This is a genomic window from Proteus sp. G2669, from assembly GCF_009915245.1.
Lineage (GTDB): Bacteria > Pseudomonadota > Gammaproteobacteria > Enterobacterales > Enterobacteriaceae > Proteus.
In genome coordinates this window covers 175,750-191,754 of the sequence record NZ_JAABLX010000050.1, presented here as the reverse complement: position 1 = coordinate 191,754, position 16,005 = coordinate 175,750, and the positions used below count along the sequence as shown (strand labels likewise).

General features: G+C 38.2%; 15 protein-coding genes. 14 read left to right on the top strand and 1 reads right to left on the bottom strand.

The features are described from left to right. Positions 1–48: 48 nt before the first annotated feature. From pbpC to GWI68_RS14815, 12 genes are all read left to right on the top strand, one after another. Positions 49–2,370: a peptidoglycan glycosyltransferase PbpC gene (gene pbpC, locus GWI68_RS14870; RefSeq protein WP_166540781.1), complete on the top strand. Its 2,322-nt coding sequence runs from the start codon at positions 49–51 to the stop codon at positions 2,368–2,370. 338 nt (positions 2,371–2,708) lie between these two features. Beyond that, a complete protein-coding gene (ndk, locus tag GWI68_RS14865) occupies positions 2,709–3,134 on the top strand; it encodes a nucleoside-diphosphate kinase (RefSeq protein WP_023581630.1) in 426 nt (141 codons plus the stop codon). 156 nt (positions 3,135–3,290) lie between these two features. Continuing rightward, positions 3,291–4,472 carry a bifunctional tRNA (adenosine(37)-C2)-methyltransferase TrmG/ribosomal RNA large subunit methyltransferase RlmN gene (locus GWI68_RS14860; protein ID WP_109407318.1) on the top strand — a complete coding sequence of 394 codons (1,182 nt, stop codon included), beginning with the start codon at positions 3,291–3,293 and terminating at the stop codon, positions 4,470–4,472. Between the two features lie 88 nt (positions 4,473–4,560). After that, positions 4,561–4,995 (top strand): hypothetical protein, encoded by a 435-nt coding sequence (locus GWI68_RS14855; protein WP_166540780.1) that lies wholly within the window; start codon positions 4,561–4,563, stop codon positions 4,993–4,995. 74 nt (positions 4,996–5,069) lie between these two features. Next, positions 5,070–6,038, top strand: coding sequence for a cytoskeleton protein RodZ (gene rodZ / locus GWI68_RS14850; RefSeq protein ID WP_166540779.1), 969 nt, complete (start codon positions 5,070–5,072; stop codon positions 6,036–6,038). 47 nt (positions 6,039–6,085) lie between these two features. Beyond that, positions 6,086–7,207 carry a flavodoxin-dependent (E)-4-hydroxy-3-methylbut-2-enyl-diphosphate synthase gene (gene ispG / locus GWI68_RS14845; protein WP_166540778.1) on the top strand — a complete coding sequence of 374 codons (1,122 nt, stop codon included), beginning with the start codon at positions 6,086–6,088 and terminating at the stop codon, positions 7,205–7,207. 122 nt (positions 7,208–7,329) lie between these two features. Beyond that, on the top strand, positions 7,330–8,613 hold the full coding sequence (hisS, locus tag GWI68_RS14840) for a histidine--tRNA ligase (RefSeq protein WP_036912557.1): 1,284 nt from the start codon (positions 7,330–7,332) through the stop codon (positions 8,611–8,613). 10 nt (positions 8,614–8,623) lie between these two features. Beyond that, positions 8,624–9,244 (top strand): tetratricopeptide repeat protein, encoded by a 621-nt coding sequence (locus GWI68_RS14835; RefSeq protein ID WP_166540777.1) that lies wholly within the window; start codon positions 8,624–8,626, stop codon positions 9,242–9,244. Between the two features lie 14 nt (positions 9,245–9,258). Continuing rightward, positions 9,259–10,431, top strand: coding sequence for an outer membrane protein assembly factor BamB (gene bamB / locus GWI68_RS14830; protein ID WP_166540776.1), 1,173 nt, complete (start codon positions 9,259–9,261; stop codon positions 10,429–10,431). A gap of 119 nt (positions 10,432–10,550) precedes the next feature. Continuing rightward, positions 10,551–12,041: a ribosome biogenesis GTPase Der gene (gene der, locus GWI68_RS14825; RefSeq protein WP_109407312.1), complete on the top strand. Its 1,491-nt coding sequence runs from the start codon at positions 10,551–10,553 to the stop codon at positions 12,039–12,041. 203 nt (positions 12,042–12,244) lie between these two features. Beyond that, on the top strand, positions 12,245–12,814 hold the full coding sequence (locus tag GWI68_RS14820) for a hypothetical protein (RefSeq protein ID WP_166540775.1): 570 nt from the start codon (positions 12,245–12,247) through the stop codon (positions 12,812–12,814). 168 nt (positions 12,815–12,982) lie between these two features. Then, positions 12,983–13,330 (top strand): hypothetical protein, encoded by a 348-nt coding sequence (locus GWI68_RS14815; RefSeq protein ID WP_227335759.1) that lies wholly within the window; start codon positions 12,983–12,985, stop codon positions 13,328–13,330. A gap of 221 nt (positions 13,331–13,551) precedes the next feature. On the opposite strand, the gene hemF is transcribed toward GWI68_RS14815, so the two are convergent. Then, on the bottom strand, positions 13,552–14,460 hold the full coding sequence (gene hemF, locus GWI68_RS14810) for an oxygen-dependent coproporphyrinogen oxidase (protein WP_166540774.1): 909 nt from the start codon (positions 14,458–14,460) through the stop codon (positions 13,552–13,554). Positions 14,461–14,593: 133 nt separating this feature from the next. Between hemF and GWI68_RS14805 the strand changes: the two genes are divergently transcribed. Both GWI68_RS14805 and GWI68_RS14800 read left to right on the top strand, forming a co-directional pair. Further along, complete coding sequence (locus GWI68_RS14805; protein ID WP_166540773.1) at positions 14,594–15,031, top strand: GNAT family acetyltransferase; 438 nt, start codon at positions 14,594–14,596, stop codon at positions 15,029–15,031. Between the two features lie 333 nt (positions 15,032–15,364). Next, positions 15,365–15,982 (top strand): RpoE-regulated lipoprotein, encoded by a 618-nt coding sequence (locus tag GWI68_RS14800; protein WP_227335758.1) that lies wholly within the window; start codon positions 15,365–15,367, stop codon positions 15,980–15,982. The last annotated feature ends 23 nt before the right edge of the window (positions 15,983–16,005 follow it).

The window sequence follows — 16,005 nt, the reverse complement described above, 5'->3', positions numbered from 1 at the left end:
ATCTTGTAGCCCTTTCTTCGGAAAGGGCTTTTTCCTTTGAGTGATTGAATGAAACTAGGATATAAACGGCTTATTGCTGTTATCATTATTTTTCTGTTTGTGACCCCCATTTTAGTCTGGATGGCAGACAAAATTTGGCCTCTCCCTGATCCTGAACCTCAAATAGCAACTATTGTCACGGCACAAGATGGTACACCTCTTTGGCGTTTTGCTGATAAAGAGGGGGTGTGGCGTTATCATGTCAAACTTGCAGATGTTTCTCCTGAATATTTAGATGCTCTTATCACCTATGAAGACCGTTGGTTTTATCAACACCCAGGTGTTAACCCAATGGCAATATTACGAGCCGCATGGCAAGACTTGAGCTCAGGAAGGATTGTCTCAGGGGGAAGTACATTATCAATGCAAGTGGCTAGACTGATTGATCCACATTCTCGAACTTTGAGTGGAAAAATCAAACAGCTTTGGCGTACCTTGCAATTAGAATGGTATTACTCAAAAGACGAAATTTTGGAGATTTACCTCAATAGAGCACCTTTTGGCGGTACTTTAGAAGGTATTGGTGCGGCAAGTTGGGCTTATTTAGGTAAATCGCCCGCTGATTTGTCTGCAGGTGAAGCAACATTAATGGCGGTATTACCGCAAGCACCAAGTCGTTTGCGACCTGATAGATACCCTGAACGAGCTCAAGCTGCTCGCGATAAAGTGCTAGATAGGCTGGCAGAATATCAGATATGGTCACAAGAAAAAGTTGATGAAATAAAAGAAGAACAGGTTTTATTAGCACCAAGACAGACGCCACAATTGGCACCATTGCTTGCTCGTCGTATGTATAACGAAAAGCGAGAGCCTGTTATTACAACAACGATTGATATTAATATTCAACGACAACTTGAAGATATTGCCAATCAATGGAAGTATCAATTAGCCGATAAAACATCCTTGGCCATCTTAGTGGTTGATCATACGGATATGAGTGTGAAAGGGTATGTTGGCTCTGCGGATTTTAATGATAATTCGCGCTTTGGTCATGTTGATATGATCAGCGCATGGCGCTCGCCAGGTTCAACATTAAAACCTTTTATTTATGCACTTGCATTAGATGAAGGGCTTATTCATGCGGAATCACTCTTACAAGATGTACCTCGTCGATTTGATAATTATCGCCCCGGTAATTTTGACTCTGGTTTCAATGGTGCAGTCAGTGCCAGCGAAGCCTTAAGTCGTTCTTTGAATCTACCAGCAGTACAACTTATTGAGGTGTATGGTGCCAAGAAATTTGCAGCAAAATTGCGGCATAATCATCTTGAAATGCGCTTTCCTTATGGTTCAGAACCTAATTTAGCTCTGATTTTAGGGGGAACAGCAACACGTATGGATGAACTTGTTTCCGCCTTTAGTGCGTTGGCAAGGCAAGGAAAAACAGCACCTTTACGTTTTAAACCAGAGCAGATAATCGAAAATCGGGTATTAATGTCACCGGGTTCTGCGTGGATCACAAGGCGTATTTTGGCTGGAGAAGCCAGACCTCGTCCAGATAGTACTATTTCCCCCGTTGTTCCTTTGGCTTGGAAAACTGGTACCAGTTATGGCTATCGTGATGCATGGTCTATTGGAGTAAATGCACGTTATACCATTGGAGTCTGGGTGGGGAGGCCAGATGGCACTCCGGTTGTAGGACAATTTGGTTTTGCAACAGCGGTACCTATTATGAATCAAGTCAATAACTTACTCACAGGCTATTTCTATCAAAATAAACAGCGTCCACCGACAGATCTACGTCCTAGTAGTGTAACGGCGGCAACCATTTGTTGGCCAACAGGTAAGGCACTACCAAAAGAAGATAGCAATTGTAGAGTCAGTCGTCGAAGTTGGATCTTAGATAACACCATTCCACCAACTTTATTAAATGATAACCAAGAAGGTATTTTGGGGATCAACGAAAAAATTTGGTTAGATAATGAAGGTAAACGCACAGGGCCTAATTGCCCTAATGCAGAGTTAAAAGATATCGCCTTATGGCCGATAGCATTAGAAGCATGGTTGCCTGAAAAAGAGCATAGAGCAAAACGACTACCACTGATTTCTGAAACTTGTCCACCAATTAAAGAGGACATTATTCCCTTGTTTATTTCGGGTATTCGTGCGGGTGATTTACTAAGACCATTACCTGGTGAAACTAATCTTGAAATAACCGTTTCTACGCAAGGTGGAAGTGGTATGCAATGGTGGTTTTTAAATGGTGAACAAATAGGGAAGACTGAAAATGGTGAAACGTTCTCTTATTTACTAGAGAAACAAGGTAAATACCAATTATCGGTGCTTGATTTAAGTGGTCAAACGGATATGGTTAATTTTATATTCCGTTAAACTGAAACGATGAGATAAACGAGTGATTTTTAACTAAAATACGCTTTTTAATAAAGATAAAAGGATGATTAATAGCGTTTCATTACGGTTCTTTTTTATTATCATTTTTCAGTTTGAGCATGGGAAACGTTAAAAATGTGATTAGATCGATAATTTATAACTTTTTTGCCACAGTTTTTTAAAAAAAAAGGCTATTCAATCTGTGCAATTCATTTTTATCCTCCTATAATCGAGCCCTTATTTTTTGCAGGGAATGCGGTTTTTGATTCGTTTTTCCATGATTTGCGATAAAAGAGATAACAAAAGTTATCATTAATAAAATAATTTAGAGGTAAGACATGGCTATTCAGCGCACATTTTCTATTATCAAACCAAACGCAGTGAAAAAAAATGTTATCGGTGCTATCTACCACCGTTTTGAAAGTGCAGGTTTTAGCATCATTGGCGCTAAAATGTTGCATTTAACTCGCGAACAAGCTGAAGGCTTTTATGAAGAGCACAAAGGCCGTCCATTCTTTGATGGCTTAGTTGAATTTATGACTTCTGGCCCAATTATGGTTCAAGTGTTAGAAGGTGAAAATGCGATCCAACGTCACCGTGATCTGATGGGCGCAACTAATCCAGACAATGCATTAGCAGGCACATTACGTGCTGATTACGCTGACAGCTTTACTGAAAATGCGGTACATGGCTCAGATTCAGAAGCTTCTGCTGCTCGTGAAATCGCCTACTTCTTCACTGAAAACGAAGTTTGCGCGCGCTAATTTATTAGCATCTCTACGCGAAAAACAGTACAATGCGACGCCCTGTTTGATTATTAACAGGGCGTTTTTATTTATTGTTTAATTATACAAATATATAAGTATCCCATTAGCATCCATGCTAATGCAGGCCGCATAGTGTAACAACGAGGCAATGTCATGACCCAATCTACCACCCCAGCGCCAAGCGCTTCTGTCGCTGTTTCTAAAGAAAATACTGTGAATCAAAAAACTAAAATTAATCTGTTGGATTTAAATCGTAAACAGATGCGAGAGCTTTTTGTCTCTATGGGCGAAAAACCTTTCCGTGCTGACCAAATTATGAAGTGGATGTATCACTACTGTTATGACGATTTTGATCAAATGACAGATATCAACAAGGTGTTACGCAATAAATTAAAAGAAATTGCTGAAATTAAAGCACCTGAAGTTTCTGAAGAACAACGTTCAACTGATGGCACGATTAAATGGGCAATTAAAGTTGGCGATCAACAAGTCGAAACTGTGTATATCCCAGAAGATGATCGTGCAACGTTATGTGTTTCCTCCCAAGTCGGTTGCGCTTTAGAGTGTAAATTCTGCTCAACTGCACAGCAAGGTTTTAACCGTAACCTAAAAGTGTCTGAAATCATTGGGCAAGTGTGGCGTGCTGCTAAAATTATTGGTTCATTAAAAGAGACAGGGCGTCGTCCTATTACTAACGTTGTTATGATGGGAATGGGCGAGCCATTACTGAATTTAAATAATGTTATTCCAGCTCTTGAAATCATGATGGATGATTTTGGTTTTGGTTTATCTAAACGTCGTGTCACTGTATCTACATCAGGTGTTGTACCTGCATTAGATAAATTAGGTGATGCTGTTGATGTAGCGTTAGCTATTTCATTACATGCGCCAACCGATGATATTCGTGATGAAATCGTACCAATTAACAAGAAATATAATATTGAAATGTTTCTTGAAGGTGTTCGCCGTTATATTGCTAAATCAAATGCGAACCAGGGACGTGTTACTATTGAATATGTCATGCTTGATCATATTAATGATAGCACAGAACAAGCTCACCAATTAGCTGAGCTTTTAAAAGATACACCATGTAAAATTAACTTAATTCCATGGAACCCGTTCCCAGGCGCGCCATATGGACGTAGCTCTAATAGCCGTATTGATCGTTTCTCTAAAGTATTAATGGAGTATGGTTTCACAACGATTGTACGCAAAACGCGTGGTGATGATATTGATGCAGCGTGTGGACAATTAGCGGGTGATGTTATTGACCGCACAAAACGTACGCTGAAAAAACGCCAACAAGGTGAACTAATTTCAGTAAAAGCAGTCTGATACAGTTGGATATCTCTTTCTTTGTGAAGTGTATTACATAATTGCAAAGTAGAGAGAACAAGGATGAATATATTTAAGGAATATGACGATGATAAGGATATCATCAGTAATTATAACTATTGGCTTGATGTTATTGACACTAGGTTGTCAATCATCAGCCAATCAAGAACGTGTTGCAGTATTGACACGTTTACAATTAGGTGATGCTTACTTAGCTGAAAGGCAATACCAAGCCGCACAATATCATTTCCAAAAAGTGTTATCGGTGATGCCAAATCACCCTGAAGCTAATTTAGGAATGGCATTAACATCGCAGTTACTAGGGAATTCTATTCAAGCGTTAGATTATTACAAATTAGCGATGAAGTCGAAGCCAGTAAATGTTAATGTATTAAGGCTTTATGGTAATTTCCTTTGTGAACAAAAACTATTAAACAATAATAGTGTGTTAATTGAGGATATACCGCCAGATTATTTGGTCTGTCAGCAAAGTTTTCATAAAATATCAAAAAATTCGCGGTGATACGCTAAAGTACTTTGTGCTTTTGCGAGTTCATCAATGTTAAACATCCAATAGCCACAGTGCCTAGATTGCTAATGAATACTGAAAACAAAACCGAAGAAGTGAAATTAACAGCAGGTCAACTTTTACGTCAGGCACGAGAAAAAGTAGGGCTAACACAACAAACTGTTGCTGATCGACTTTGTTTGAAGTTATCAACAGTTCGCGAAATTGAAACAGATTCCGTTTCTTCTGATATTGCACCAACCTTCTTACGCGGATATATGCGTTCTTACGCCAAATTAGTTGGCGTTCCTGAAAAAGACATCCTTGGTTTTATCGACCAACAAGCGCCGGTGAAACAAATTAGGATGACAACCACACAAAATTATTCATTAGGTAAGCGTCACAAAAAACGTGAGGGTTGGCTGATGAAAATCACATGGGTGATTGTCATTGTAATGGTCGCACTCGTTGGTGTTTGGTGGTGGCAAGGTCATCAGGCGGATCAACAAGAATTAGTCTCTATGGCATCACAAGACATAGGGCAAAATAGTACACAAGAAAACACCAATACGGTAGATTCTCCATTAGCAACCTTAGATAATACGTCAACATCTGAAGGTGATAATTTACAAGTACCTGCATCGCCATTAGTCGATACTCAGGGGAGTAATGTTGCTACGTCACCAACAATTGAAACGACAACACCTGCACCTACAGAAGTTAGAACAGTTCCATTACCGGTATCGCCGTTAACAACATCAACAACTTCTCGTGCAAATTCAACACAAGAATCAACATCATCACAAGCGCCTGAGATAGCAAACCAATTAGTGTTAATGTTTGATGGTGAGTGTTGGTTAGAAATTCGTAATGCTCAAAATAAAATCTTATTTAATGGTATTAAGAAAGCGGGTGATCGTTTGGAATTTGATGGTGAGCAACCTTATAAACTAAAAATAGGCGCACCTTCTGTTACTCGCTTACAGTTTAATGGTGAATCAATTGATTTAAGTCGTTTTACTGGAAAAATAGCAAAAATAACAGTACCGAGCGCTTAATCTGACTACACATTTGAGCAAGCATGGAAGCATGGGAGAATTAATCAATGCATAAAGAATCACCTATTATTCGTCGCAAATCGACCCGAATTAATGTAGGTAATGTTCCTGTTGGCGATGGCGCACCTATCGCTGTACAGTCGATGACGAATACACGAACAACAGACGTAGAAGCGACTGTTCGCCAGATAAAATCTCTGGAACGTGTTGGGGTGGATATTGTTCGTGTTTCTGTACCTACAATGGATGCTGCTGAAGCATTCAAATTAATTAAGCAACAGGTTAATGTGCCTTTAGTAGCTGATATTCATTTTGACTATCGTATTGCATTAAAAGTCGCTGAATATGGCGTTGATTGCTTGCGTATCAACCCAGGTAATATTGGTAGTGAAGAGCGTATTCGTCAAGTTGTTGACTGTGCTCGCCATTATAATATTCCTATTCGTATTGGTGTAAACGGAGGCTCACTTGAAAAAGACATTCAAGAGAAATACGGAGAGCCTACACCTGAAGCGTTAGTTGAATCAGCAATGCGTCATGTCGATATTCTCGATCGACTGAACTTTGAACAATTTAAAGTTAGTGTAAAAGCCTCTGATGTTTTCCTTGCCGTAGATTCTTATCGCTTATTAGCGAAAAAAATTGATCAACCTTTACATCTTGGGATCACTGAAGCCGGTGGAGCAAGAGCAGGATCAGTTAAATCGGCTATTGGTTTAGGGATCTTATTATCAGAAGGTATTGGCGACACATTAAGAATTTCATTAGCGGCTGATCCTGTTGAAGAGGTTAAAGTCGGTTTTGATATTCTAAAATCATTACGTATTCGTTCTCGTGGTATTAACTTTATTGCGTGTCCGACATGTTCCCGTCAAGAATTTGATGTTATTGGAACAGTTAATGAATTAGAACAACGTCTAGAAGATATTATCACTCCAATGGATGTCTCTATTATCGGTTGTGTTGTTAATGGCCCTGGTGAAGCTGAGGTATCAACTTTAGGCGTTACTGGTGCTAAAACACGCAGTGGTTTTTATGAAGATGGCGTAAGACAAAAAGAACGTCTTGATAATGGTAATATGATTGATTTATTAGAAGCGAAGATCCGCGCTAAAGCGTCAATGCTTGATGACAGCATGCGTATAAATATAAATCAATTGGATAAATAACACTCAAAAAACTGGCTCATTAATCAATGAGCCAGTTTTACTATTGATTTCACGTTGAATACTGATTGATTTCGCTTCTATAATCAGCCTAACAATCAACTAATAACTATTAGAGAAGAAAAGTGGCACAAAAAATCCAAGCCATTCGTGGTATGAACGACTATCTACCTGCTGACACTCGTGTATGGCAGAAAATCGAAAATACGCTAAAACAAATTTTAGCGGGTTATGGTTTTAGTGAAATCAGAACACCTATCGTAGAGCATACCCCTCTATTTCAGCGAGCAATTGGTGAAGTCACTGATGTTGTTGAAAAAGAAATGTATACTTTTACCGATCGTGGTGAAGATGCGCAAAGCCTGACGTTACGCCCAGAAAATACTGCGGGCTGTGTACGTGCAGGTATCGAACATGGTTTGCTTTATAACCAAGAACAACGTTTATGGTATTTAGGGCCAATGTTCCGCTATGAGCGCCCTCAAAAAGGTCGTTATCGTCAATTCCACCAGTTAGGTGCAGAAGTCTTTGGTCTACAAGGCCCAGATATTGATGCGGAATTAATTATGTTAACTGCGCGCTGGTGGAAAGCGTTAGGTATTGCAGAACATGTAACATTAGAACTTAACTCGATTGGTTCATTAGAAGCGCGTGCTAAATACCGTGAAGCGTTAGTTGCTTTCTTAGAGCAGCATGTAGATAAGCTAGATGAAGACTGCAAACGTCGTATGTATTCTAACCCATTACGCGTTTTAGACTCAAAAAATCCAGAAATTCAGACTTTATTGAATGATGCGCCTGAACTTTTCGATTATCTTGATGACGAATCAAGAGCGCACTTTGATGGTCTTTGTGCATTACTAGATGCTGTGGGTATTACCTACCGCGTTAATCAGCGCTTAGTGCGAGGTTTAGATTATTATAACCGTACTGTTTTTGAGTGGGTTACCAGCGCATTAGGATCACAAGGCACAGTTTGTGCCGGTGGGCGTTACGATGGTCTAGTGAAGCAACTTGGCGGACATCCAACACCAGCGGTGGGTTTTGCAATGGGTATGGAGCGCATGATTTTATTAGTTCAAGCGGTTAACCCTGAATTTGTTGCAGACACTAATGTGGCTGATGTTTACCTTGCTTCTTTTGGTGAGAAGAGCCAAAGCGCAGCATTAATGCTTGCTGAAGAAATTCGTGACCAATTACCAACCTTACGTCTAATGACGAATCACGGTAACGGTAACTTTAAAAAGCAATTAGGACGTGCCGATAAACAAGGCGCTAAAATTGCATTGATTTTAGGCGAAGATGAAATTAATGCTGGCACCGTTGCAGTGAAAGATTTGCGTTCAGGAGAACAAACAATCGTTGCTCGTAATGAGCTAGCTCAGCAATTGACTCTGTTATTAGGTTAAGGAGAGACTTGTGGAAGTTTATAGCACCGAAAACGAACAAGTTGATGCAATTAAACAGTTTATAAAAAATTACGGTTTAACCATTGTTTTAGCTGCAGTTATTGGTTTTGGTGGTGTGTTTGGTTGGAAATATTGGCAATCACATCAAACAAATCGCCTGCAAGAAAGTGCAGGGGCTTTTGCAACAGTGAGTGAAGCACTCGCTAAACCGACCCCTGAAAATATTGCGTTAGCCGAAAAATTTGTTACAGATACAAATGATATTTATGGCGCATTAGCGTCATTAGAACTTGCACAGATTGCTATTGATGCTAATGACTTAGTTAATGGTGAGCGTCATCTGACAACCGCTGTTGCAAAAGTAAAAAATGATGCATTTGCAGATATGCTTAATCTTCGTTTAGCTCGCGTACAATTAGCATTAGATAAAACTGATACAGCTTTGATTTCGTTAGAGCAAGTGAAAGGCAAAGCATGGAATGGAATGAAAAATTATATCCGTGGTGATGTATTAGCGAAAAAAGGCGATAATGCAGGTGCAGCAACGGCTTATCGTAGCGCATTAACAGATGAAAATGCGGGTGCTATTCGCTCACTGGTTGAACTTAAACTCAATAATTTATCCAATTAAAGGGATCTTCAGACATGCAACTGCGTAAAACTCTCCTGGTTGGTCTACTAGCATCTGCTTTATTGGCAGGGTGTTCTAGTGAACAGGATAATGTGACAATGTCTCCATTACCTGAGGTGCAGAGCCAATTTACACCTAGAGCTGTTTGGGACAAATCAGTTGGAAATGGTATTGGTAAATACTATTCTCACTTGTCACCAACATGGGATGGCCCAGTTGTCTATGTCGCTGATCGCCATGGTTTAGTTAAAGCGTTAGATTTGGAAACAGGTAAAGAGCTTTGGTCACAAGATCTCTCTATTAAAACCGGTTTTCTTTCATCTAATGAATCCGCATTACTTTCTGGTGGGCTGACTGTTTCAGGTACTCGTATTTTTGTGGGAACTGAAAAAGCCAAAGTCTATGCGCTAAATACTGATAATGGTTCTATTGATTGGGAAACCGATGTTGCAGGGGAAGCCATTTCAAAACCTGTTGTTAGTGATGGATTAGTGCTTATTCATACCAGCAATGGCTTATTGCAAGGATTGGATTTATTAACTGGCGAAATATCATGGACAGTTAATTTAGATACCCCATCATTATCTCTTCGTGGTGAATCTGCGCCAGCTGTCGCTTATGGTGCTGCAATTATTGGTGCAGATAATGGCCGTGTCAGTGCAGTTATCCTTTCTCAAGGACAGCTGATTTGGCAACAAAATATTTCACAAATTAAAGGCTCAACAGAAATTAGCCGATTAAATGATGTGGATATGACACCTATTATTGATGAAAATACAGTATATGCAATGGCATATAACGGTAGCTTAGTTAGCCTTGATATGCGTTCTGGACAAATTCTTTGGAAACGCGATTTAGGTTCAGTCAATGATATGGTGCTATTAGGTGATAATCTTTACCTTGTTGACCAAAATGACCGAGTTTTATCTGTTCGTAAATCTGATGGTGTGACATTATGGACACAAGAAGATTTATTGCATCGTAATTTAACCGCACCTGCTATTTTTGATGGCTATTTAGTGGTTGGTGATGCAGAAGGTTATCTCCATTGGATTGATACTTCGACAGGTAAATTCATTGCACAAAACGAAGTGAATAGCTCTGGTTTATTAAGTCGTCCTCAAGCGGTAAATGATAAACTGATGATCCAAGCTCGTGACGGTAAGCTTTATCTTTATAGTCGGTAATTAATTACTGACAAATCTATTTATTTTACGGCTCCTTTAAAGGAGCCGTTTCGTCTTTTTAGTAATTACATGTAAAATACAATCAGAATTATGATTGTATTTTTATGAGGCATCAAAAAATGATACCCGTTATTGCCTTAGTAGGGCGCCCTAACGTGGGTAAATCCACGTTATTTAATCGACTAACACGCACCAGAGACGCATTAGTTGCCGATTTTCCAGGCCTCACTCGTGACCGTAAATACGGTCGTGCAGAGTTAGAGGGCGAAGAGTTTATTATTATTGATACTGGTGGTATTGATGGTGCTGAAGAGGGTGTTGAAACCCATATGGCATCACAATCATTACAGGCAATTCAAGAAGCCGACGTTGTACTCTTTTTAGTGGATGCACGTGCCGGTTTAATGCCAGCAGACCAAGGCATTGCCAAACATCTTCGTGGTGTTGAGAAAAAAACATATCTAGTTGCGAATAAAACAGACGGTATTGATACTGATACAGCATTAGCTGATTTCTATTCTTTAGGTTTAGGTGAAATTTTCCCAATTGCGGCTTCTCATGGTCGTGGTGTGGCTCAATTAATTGAACAAGCATTATTACCGATTACAGGAAAAGTGGTTGAAGAAGAAAAAGAGCTGACTGAAGAAGAAGAGAATGCAGCATATTGGGCTGCATTAGAAGCTGAGCAAGAAGCACAAGCATTAGAAGAGGAAGAAGATGACTTCGATCCTTCTACATTACCTGTAAAATTGGCGATTGTTGGTCGCCCTAATGTAGGTAAATCGACGCTGACAAATCGTATGCTTGGTGAAGATCGTGTTGTTGTTTACGATATGCCCGGTACAACCCGCGACAGTATCTACATTCCTATGGAACGAGATGATAAAGAATATATCATCATCGATACAGCAGGCGTTCGTAAGCGCGGCAAAGTGAAAGAAACTGTAGAAAAATTCTCTGTTATCAAAACGCTGCAAGCGATTGAAGATTCTAATGTTGCATTGTTAGTTATTGATGCGCGTGAAGGTATCTCAGACCAAGATCTTTCATTACTAGGTTATATCTTGAATGCGGGTCGTTCATTAGTGATTGCTGTTAATAAATGGGATGGCATGACACAAGACGATCGTGAACAAGTAAAAGCCATGCTTGATCTTAAACTGGGCTTTGTTGACTTTGCGCGAGTTCACTTTATTTCTGCATTACATGGTAGTGGTGTAGGTAATCTTTTTGAATCTATTCAAGAAGCTTATGTCTGTGCAACGCGTCGCGTAGGTACATCAATGCTCACTCGTATCATGAAGATGGCTGAAGATGATCACCAGCCACCAATTGTTCGTGGACGCCGTGTAAAAATGAAATATGCACACGCTGGTGGTTATAATCCACCTGTTGTAGTTATTCATGGTAATCAGGTAACTGATTTACCAGATAGCTATAAGCGTTATTTGATGAACTATTTCCGTCGTACTCTGCAAGTTATGGGGACGCCAATCCGTATTCAATTTAAAGAGGGTGAAAACCCTTATGCGGATAAGAAAAATAAATTAACACAATCTCAGTTGCGTAAACGTAAGCGTTTAATGTCACATTTGAAGAAATCAAAATAAGTTAATTTAGTACCAAAATAAAAACTGAGTTCAATTTATAATGAACTCAGTTTTTTTTATCTCTAAGCATTATTTTTGGCTGCTTTCTTTCTATTATTGACGTGCTAACATCGCTAAGATAATTTAGTCTCTATTATTTATAAAAATATTTATCACTGCCAGCTATAAAACTGGTGTTCCTTTCTTATTTTTGAGAAATATCTATGCTTAGAGTTATTCTTCTTTTTATTCTTTTGGGATATCAACATGTTGCTTTTAGTAGCAATGGTTCGGATGATTTTTCTATTGGACTCGTTTCTAATAAAGAAGATGGACTTTTTTTATACACCGATAAAGCGATACTTACAGGGCAATCTGTTTATACTTGCTTTAATGATCTTACAGATAAAAACAACGATCGTTGCTTATCATTAAAAGGTGAAGATTTTACCATTTCAGACAAGCACAATGTGGTTTATGATCCTGTTGACGATAAAATAACTTATACATTTATTTATAATAAAAAAACGATGCAACTTGCACATTTTATGGATGAGTTGTCAGTATCTGTTATTTACCCTAATAACCCTAAGCAAGAAAATGCAGTTAAAATCACAGGTGTTTTAAAGCAAGTTGAAATTACCTTTAATGAAAACAAAGTGAATATAACGAATTGCTATAGCTCTGAGGGAATACATATTTATAATAAAGATAATCTGAAAAAATATCACTTATATTATTATTTAGGCTTTGATGTTATTTCAGATTGCCCTGATGAGTTATTTGAAGAATAAAAAAAGCATCATTTAAACAAGGTGTTACTCCTTATTTGATATTGATTTCATTAATTTTTTTAATTTAATTATCATATAATGATATGTTTTTCATAAAAACTTAATTTAATTTTTCAAATAATAATTTAAAATGTAATTGATTCCTATTCGTCTTAATGAGCTATTATTTTGAAAAAAACAATTATCATTGCATCAATTTTTATGCTTTCTGCTTGTGCAACACCTGAAAAATGGGAAGCAAACACCAGCACACCATCTCCTTTAGATATCGCTAAAAATATGTGTATGCAAGAAGCCAATGCACGATATCCTGCGAGATATGTGGCTTCAAGTCAGCCTTCTTTTGCTCCAATGAAAATAAATGGTAAAGATATTTCAACTTCAGGGGCAGGGACATCTTTTCCTTCAGATGCGAATGAATGGCAGCGTAGGGATTATTTTAATACCTGTATGAGAGGAGAAGGCTGGGAAAATAAAAATAAAGTTACAGGATTACTGGCCTTTTTGTTTAATTGACTTTTAGTTAGTTAAACAAAACAAGTTAAAAATGAATTAAACACCCTGAATTTATAATAAATTCAGGGTTGTTTTTTTCAGCATTAAGTAATGTGATATCAATGGTAAGCATGCTACCTATCGCATCAATATAACGTTTAAGTATTGATAGTTTAAGGTCATTATCAGCACGTTATATTTTGGCGGTCGCGTGTGGCTGTACCTTTAATGATTTATTTTCTTTATACCCACTCTTTTTGGATCAAAAAGTCACTGTATAGCTTTGCTTCTGGAGTATCTGGCTCAGGCGAATAATCATATTCAAAACGGACCAAAGGTGGCATAGACATCAAAATAGACTCTGTTCTTCCACCACTTTGCAAGCCAAATAAAGTTCCTCTATCCCACACTAAATTAAACTCAACATAGCGACCACGGCGATAGAGTTGGAATTGGCGCTCACGCTCTCCCCAAGGCATTGATTTGCGTTTTTCAACTATAGGTAAGTAAGCATCAATATAACCAAGGCCGACACATTGAACAAACTCGAAACAATGGTCAAAATCTGGTGTATTTAAATCATCAAAGAAAAGCCCACCGACACCACGGGGTTCGTTGCGGTGTTTAATATAAAAGTAATCATCACACCATTTTTTATAACGTGGATAATAATCTTCACTAAAAGGGGTACAAACAGATTTAGCAACCTTATGCCAATGAATAACGTCTTCTTCAAATCCATAATAAGGTGTTAAATCAAAACCACCGCCAAACCACCAAATGGGATCTTCACCTTCTTTTTCAGCAATAAAAAAACGCACATTAGCATGAGAGGTAGGAATATAAGGATTAAGAGGGTGAATAACTAATGAAACACCCATTGCTTGGAAACGGCGTCCGGCTAATTCAGGACGATGTGCTGTTGCCGATTTAGGGAGTGACTCACCATAGACATGTGAAAAATTAACACCTGCTTGTTCGAAAAGTGCGCCATTGGTTAAAATGCGAGTACGGCCACCACCACCTTCTTTTCTTTCCCAATTATCTTGCTGAAAAGTAGCTTTTTGGTCTATGTTTTCAAGAGAGTGACAAATCGTATCTTGTAGTGATAAGAAAAATTCTTTAACGCGATGAATATCAGGTAAATTCATAATAACCTACAATTTTTATCATATTTATTAAAAATAGAACTCCATATTGTCTATGTTCTCATTTTCAAGTTGATTCATAAACCAAACAAGCGATAATAAATTCAGATTTGTATGAACAATAACAGGCAAAACCATGGAAATACGTGTATTTCGCCAAGATGATTTTGAGGCAATTATTACACTTTGGGAACGTTGCGATTTAATTTCGCCAGAGAACGATCCCGAAATTGATATTGAAAGAAAAATAAACCATTCACCTGATTTATTTCTGATTGCAGAAGTGGCTGGTGAACTAGTGGGGAGTGTAATGGGAGGCTACGATGGTCATCGTGGATCTTTATACTATTTAGGGGTTCACCCAGACTTTCGTGGCAGAGGCATTGCGAATGCATTGATCTCTCGATTAGAAAAAAAACTGATCGCGAAAGGATGCCCACAAATTACATTAGTTGTACCAGAAGAAAATGATGCAACGATTTTTATGTTTGAAAAGCTGTTGTATGAAGATCAAAACCAAGAAAGTACAACTTATACTAAACGATTAATTGTCGATCAGGATTTTGATCTCTAACATGACATAAGCCCTCAATATTTTGAGGGTTACTCTTACTTTTGTGTTTGCCTTTTCTGTTTCTCTATTTTTATCCCACACTTTATTCCCTTATTTTATACGTAAAATCTGATATTGCTTTTTCTGTGGAACAAACCGTGATGTAAAGGGTCGTAACTAGGCTTTCTTTTTCATGAGATTATTCGACGTTAAATTAGGTAATACTTTGTTATGCTAATTTATTGTGGGTGTTTTAGTCTGATGATTGAGGTGCGGTAAAGAGTAAGATAAGGTGTGCCTAATGACATCAATATCTATTTTAATGAGTGATGAAAAAGTTTAACGGAGAAATAAATGATGCCTAAATTTTGGTTACCCTTGTGTTTAAGCACAAGCGTTTTGCTATTAAGTGGCTGTTCATCCATGGGAGGAATGTCTTTTTCTGCACTAAATCCGATGAATTGGTTCTCAAATGATACGCTAACCGTTTCCGCTAATGGATTAGGTAATATTACAAACTCAACAAAAATTACAGAAAATGATATTAAGAATGAGTTAGGAAGTCGCTTTCATTATCGTGAAGGTATGGAAATGCAAGGCAATGATATTATCGTCGTTGTTCAGGGCCTAGATGATAATAAAATTCAAGTGGCTTTCTACGGCAAAGAAAAAGGCACAGTAGAGAAAATAGAAGTCTTTGATGCCAAGGCAACGACAGATTGGGGTACAACTATTGGTACACCATTTAAAGATATCTATAAAAAAGCCTTTGGTGCATGCAGCAAAGGCCCTAAGGATGAAAAACAGAGAACAATTTTATGTCAATCCACAGAAGCTAAATCGGTGAGTTATGTCTTTAGTGGACAATGGGATGGTCCTGATGGATTGATGCCACCGGATGAAGTTTTATCAAATTGGACGTTAACGCAAATTATTTGGCAGAACAAAACGCCTACACGCTATTCTCTATAATATATGGAAGATTTTATAATCAG

Coding starts and splice junctions, on each gene's coding strand:
- GWI68_RS14800 (WP_227335758.1), top strand. CDS start 15,365: ATGATGCCTAAATTTTGGTTACCCTTGTGTTTAAGCACAAGCGTTTTG.
- der (WP_109407312.1), top strand. CDS start 10,551: ATGATACCCGTTATTGCCTTAGTAGGGCGCCCTAACGTGGGTAAATCC.
- GWI68_RS14805 (WP_166540773.1), top strand. CDS start 14,594: ATGGAAATACGTGTATTTCGCCAAGATGATTTTGAGGCAATTATTACA.
- GWI68_RS14855 (WP_166540780.1), top strand. CDS start 4,561: ATGATAAGGATATCATCAGTAATTATAACTATTGGCTTGATGTTATTG.
- GWI68_RS14820 (WP_166540775.1), top strand. CDS start 12,245: ATGCTTAGAGTTATTCTTCTTTTTATTCTTTTGGGATATCAACATGTT.
- bamB (WP_166540776.1), top strand. CDS start 9,259: ATGCAACTGCGTAAAACTCTCCTGGTTGGTCTACTAGCATCTGCTTTA.
- pbpC (WP_166540781.1), top strand. CDS start 49: ATGAAACTAGGATATAAACGGCTTATTGCTGTTATCATTATTTTTCTG.
- ndk (WP_023581630.1), top strand. CDS start 2,709: ATGGCTATTCAGCGCACATTTTCTATTATCAAACCAAACGCAGTGAAA.
- rodZ (WP_166540779.1), top strand. CDS start 5,070: ATGAATACTGAAAACAAAACCGAAGAAGTGAAATTAACAGCAGGTCAA.
- ispG (WP_166540778.1), top strand. CDS start 6,086: ATGCATAAAGAATCACCTATTATTCGTCGCAAATCGACCCGAATTAAT.
- hemF (WP_166540774.1), bottom strand. CDS start 14,460: ATGAATTTACCTGATATTCATCGCGTTAAAGAATTTTTCTTATCACTA.
- GWI68_RS14860 (WP_109407318.1), top strand. CDS start 3,291: ATGACCCAATCTACCACCCCAGCGCCAAGCGCTTCTGTCGCTGTTTCT.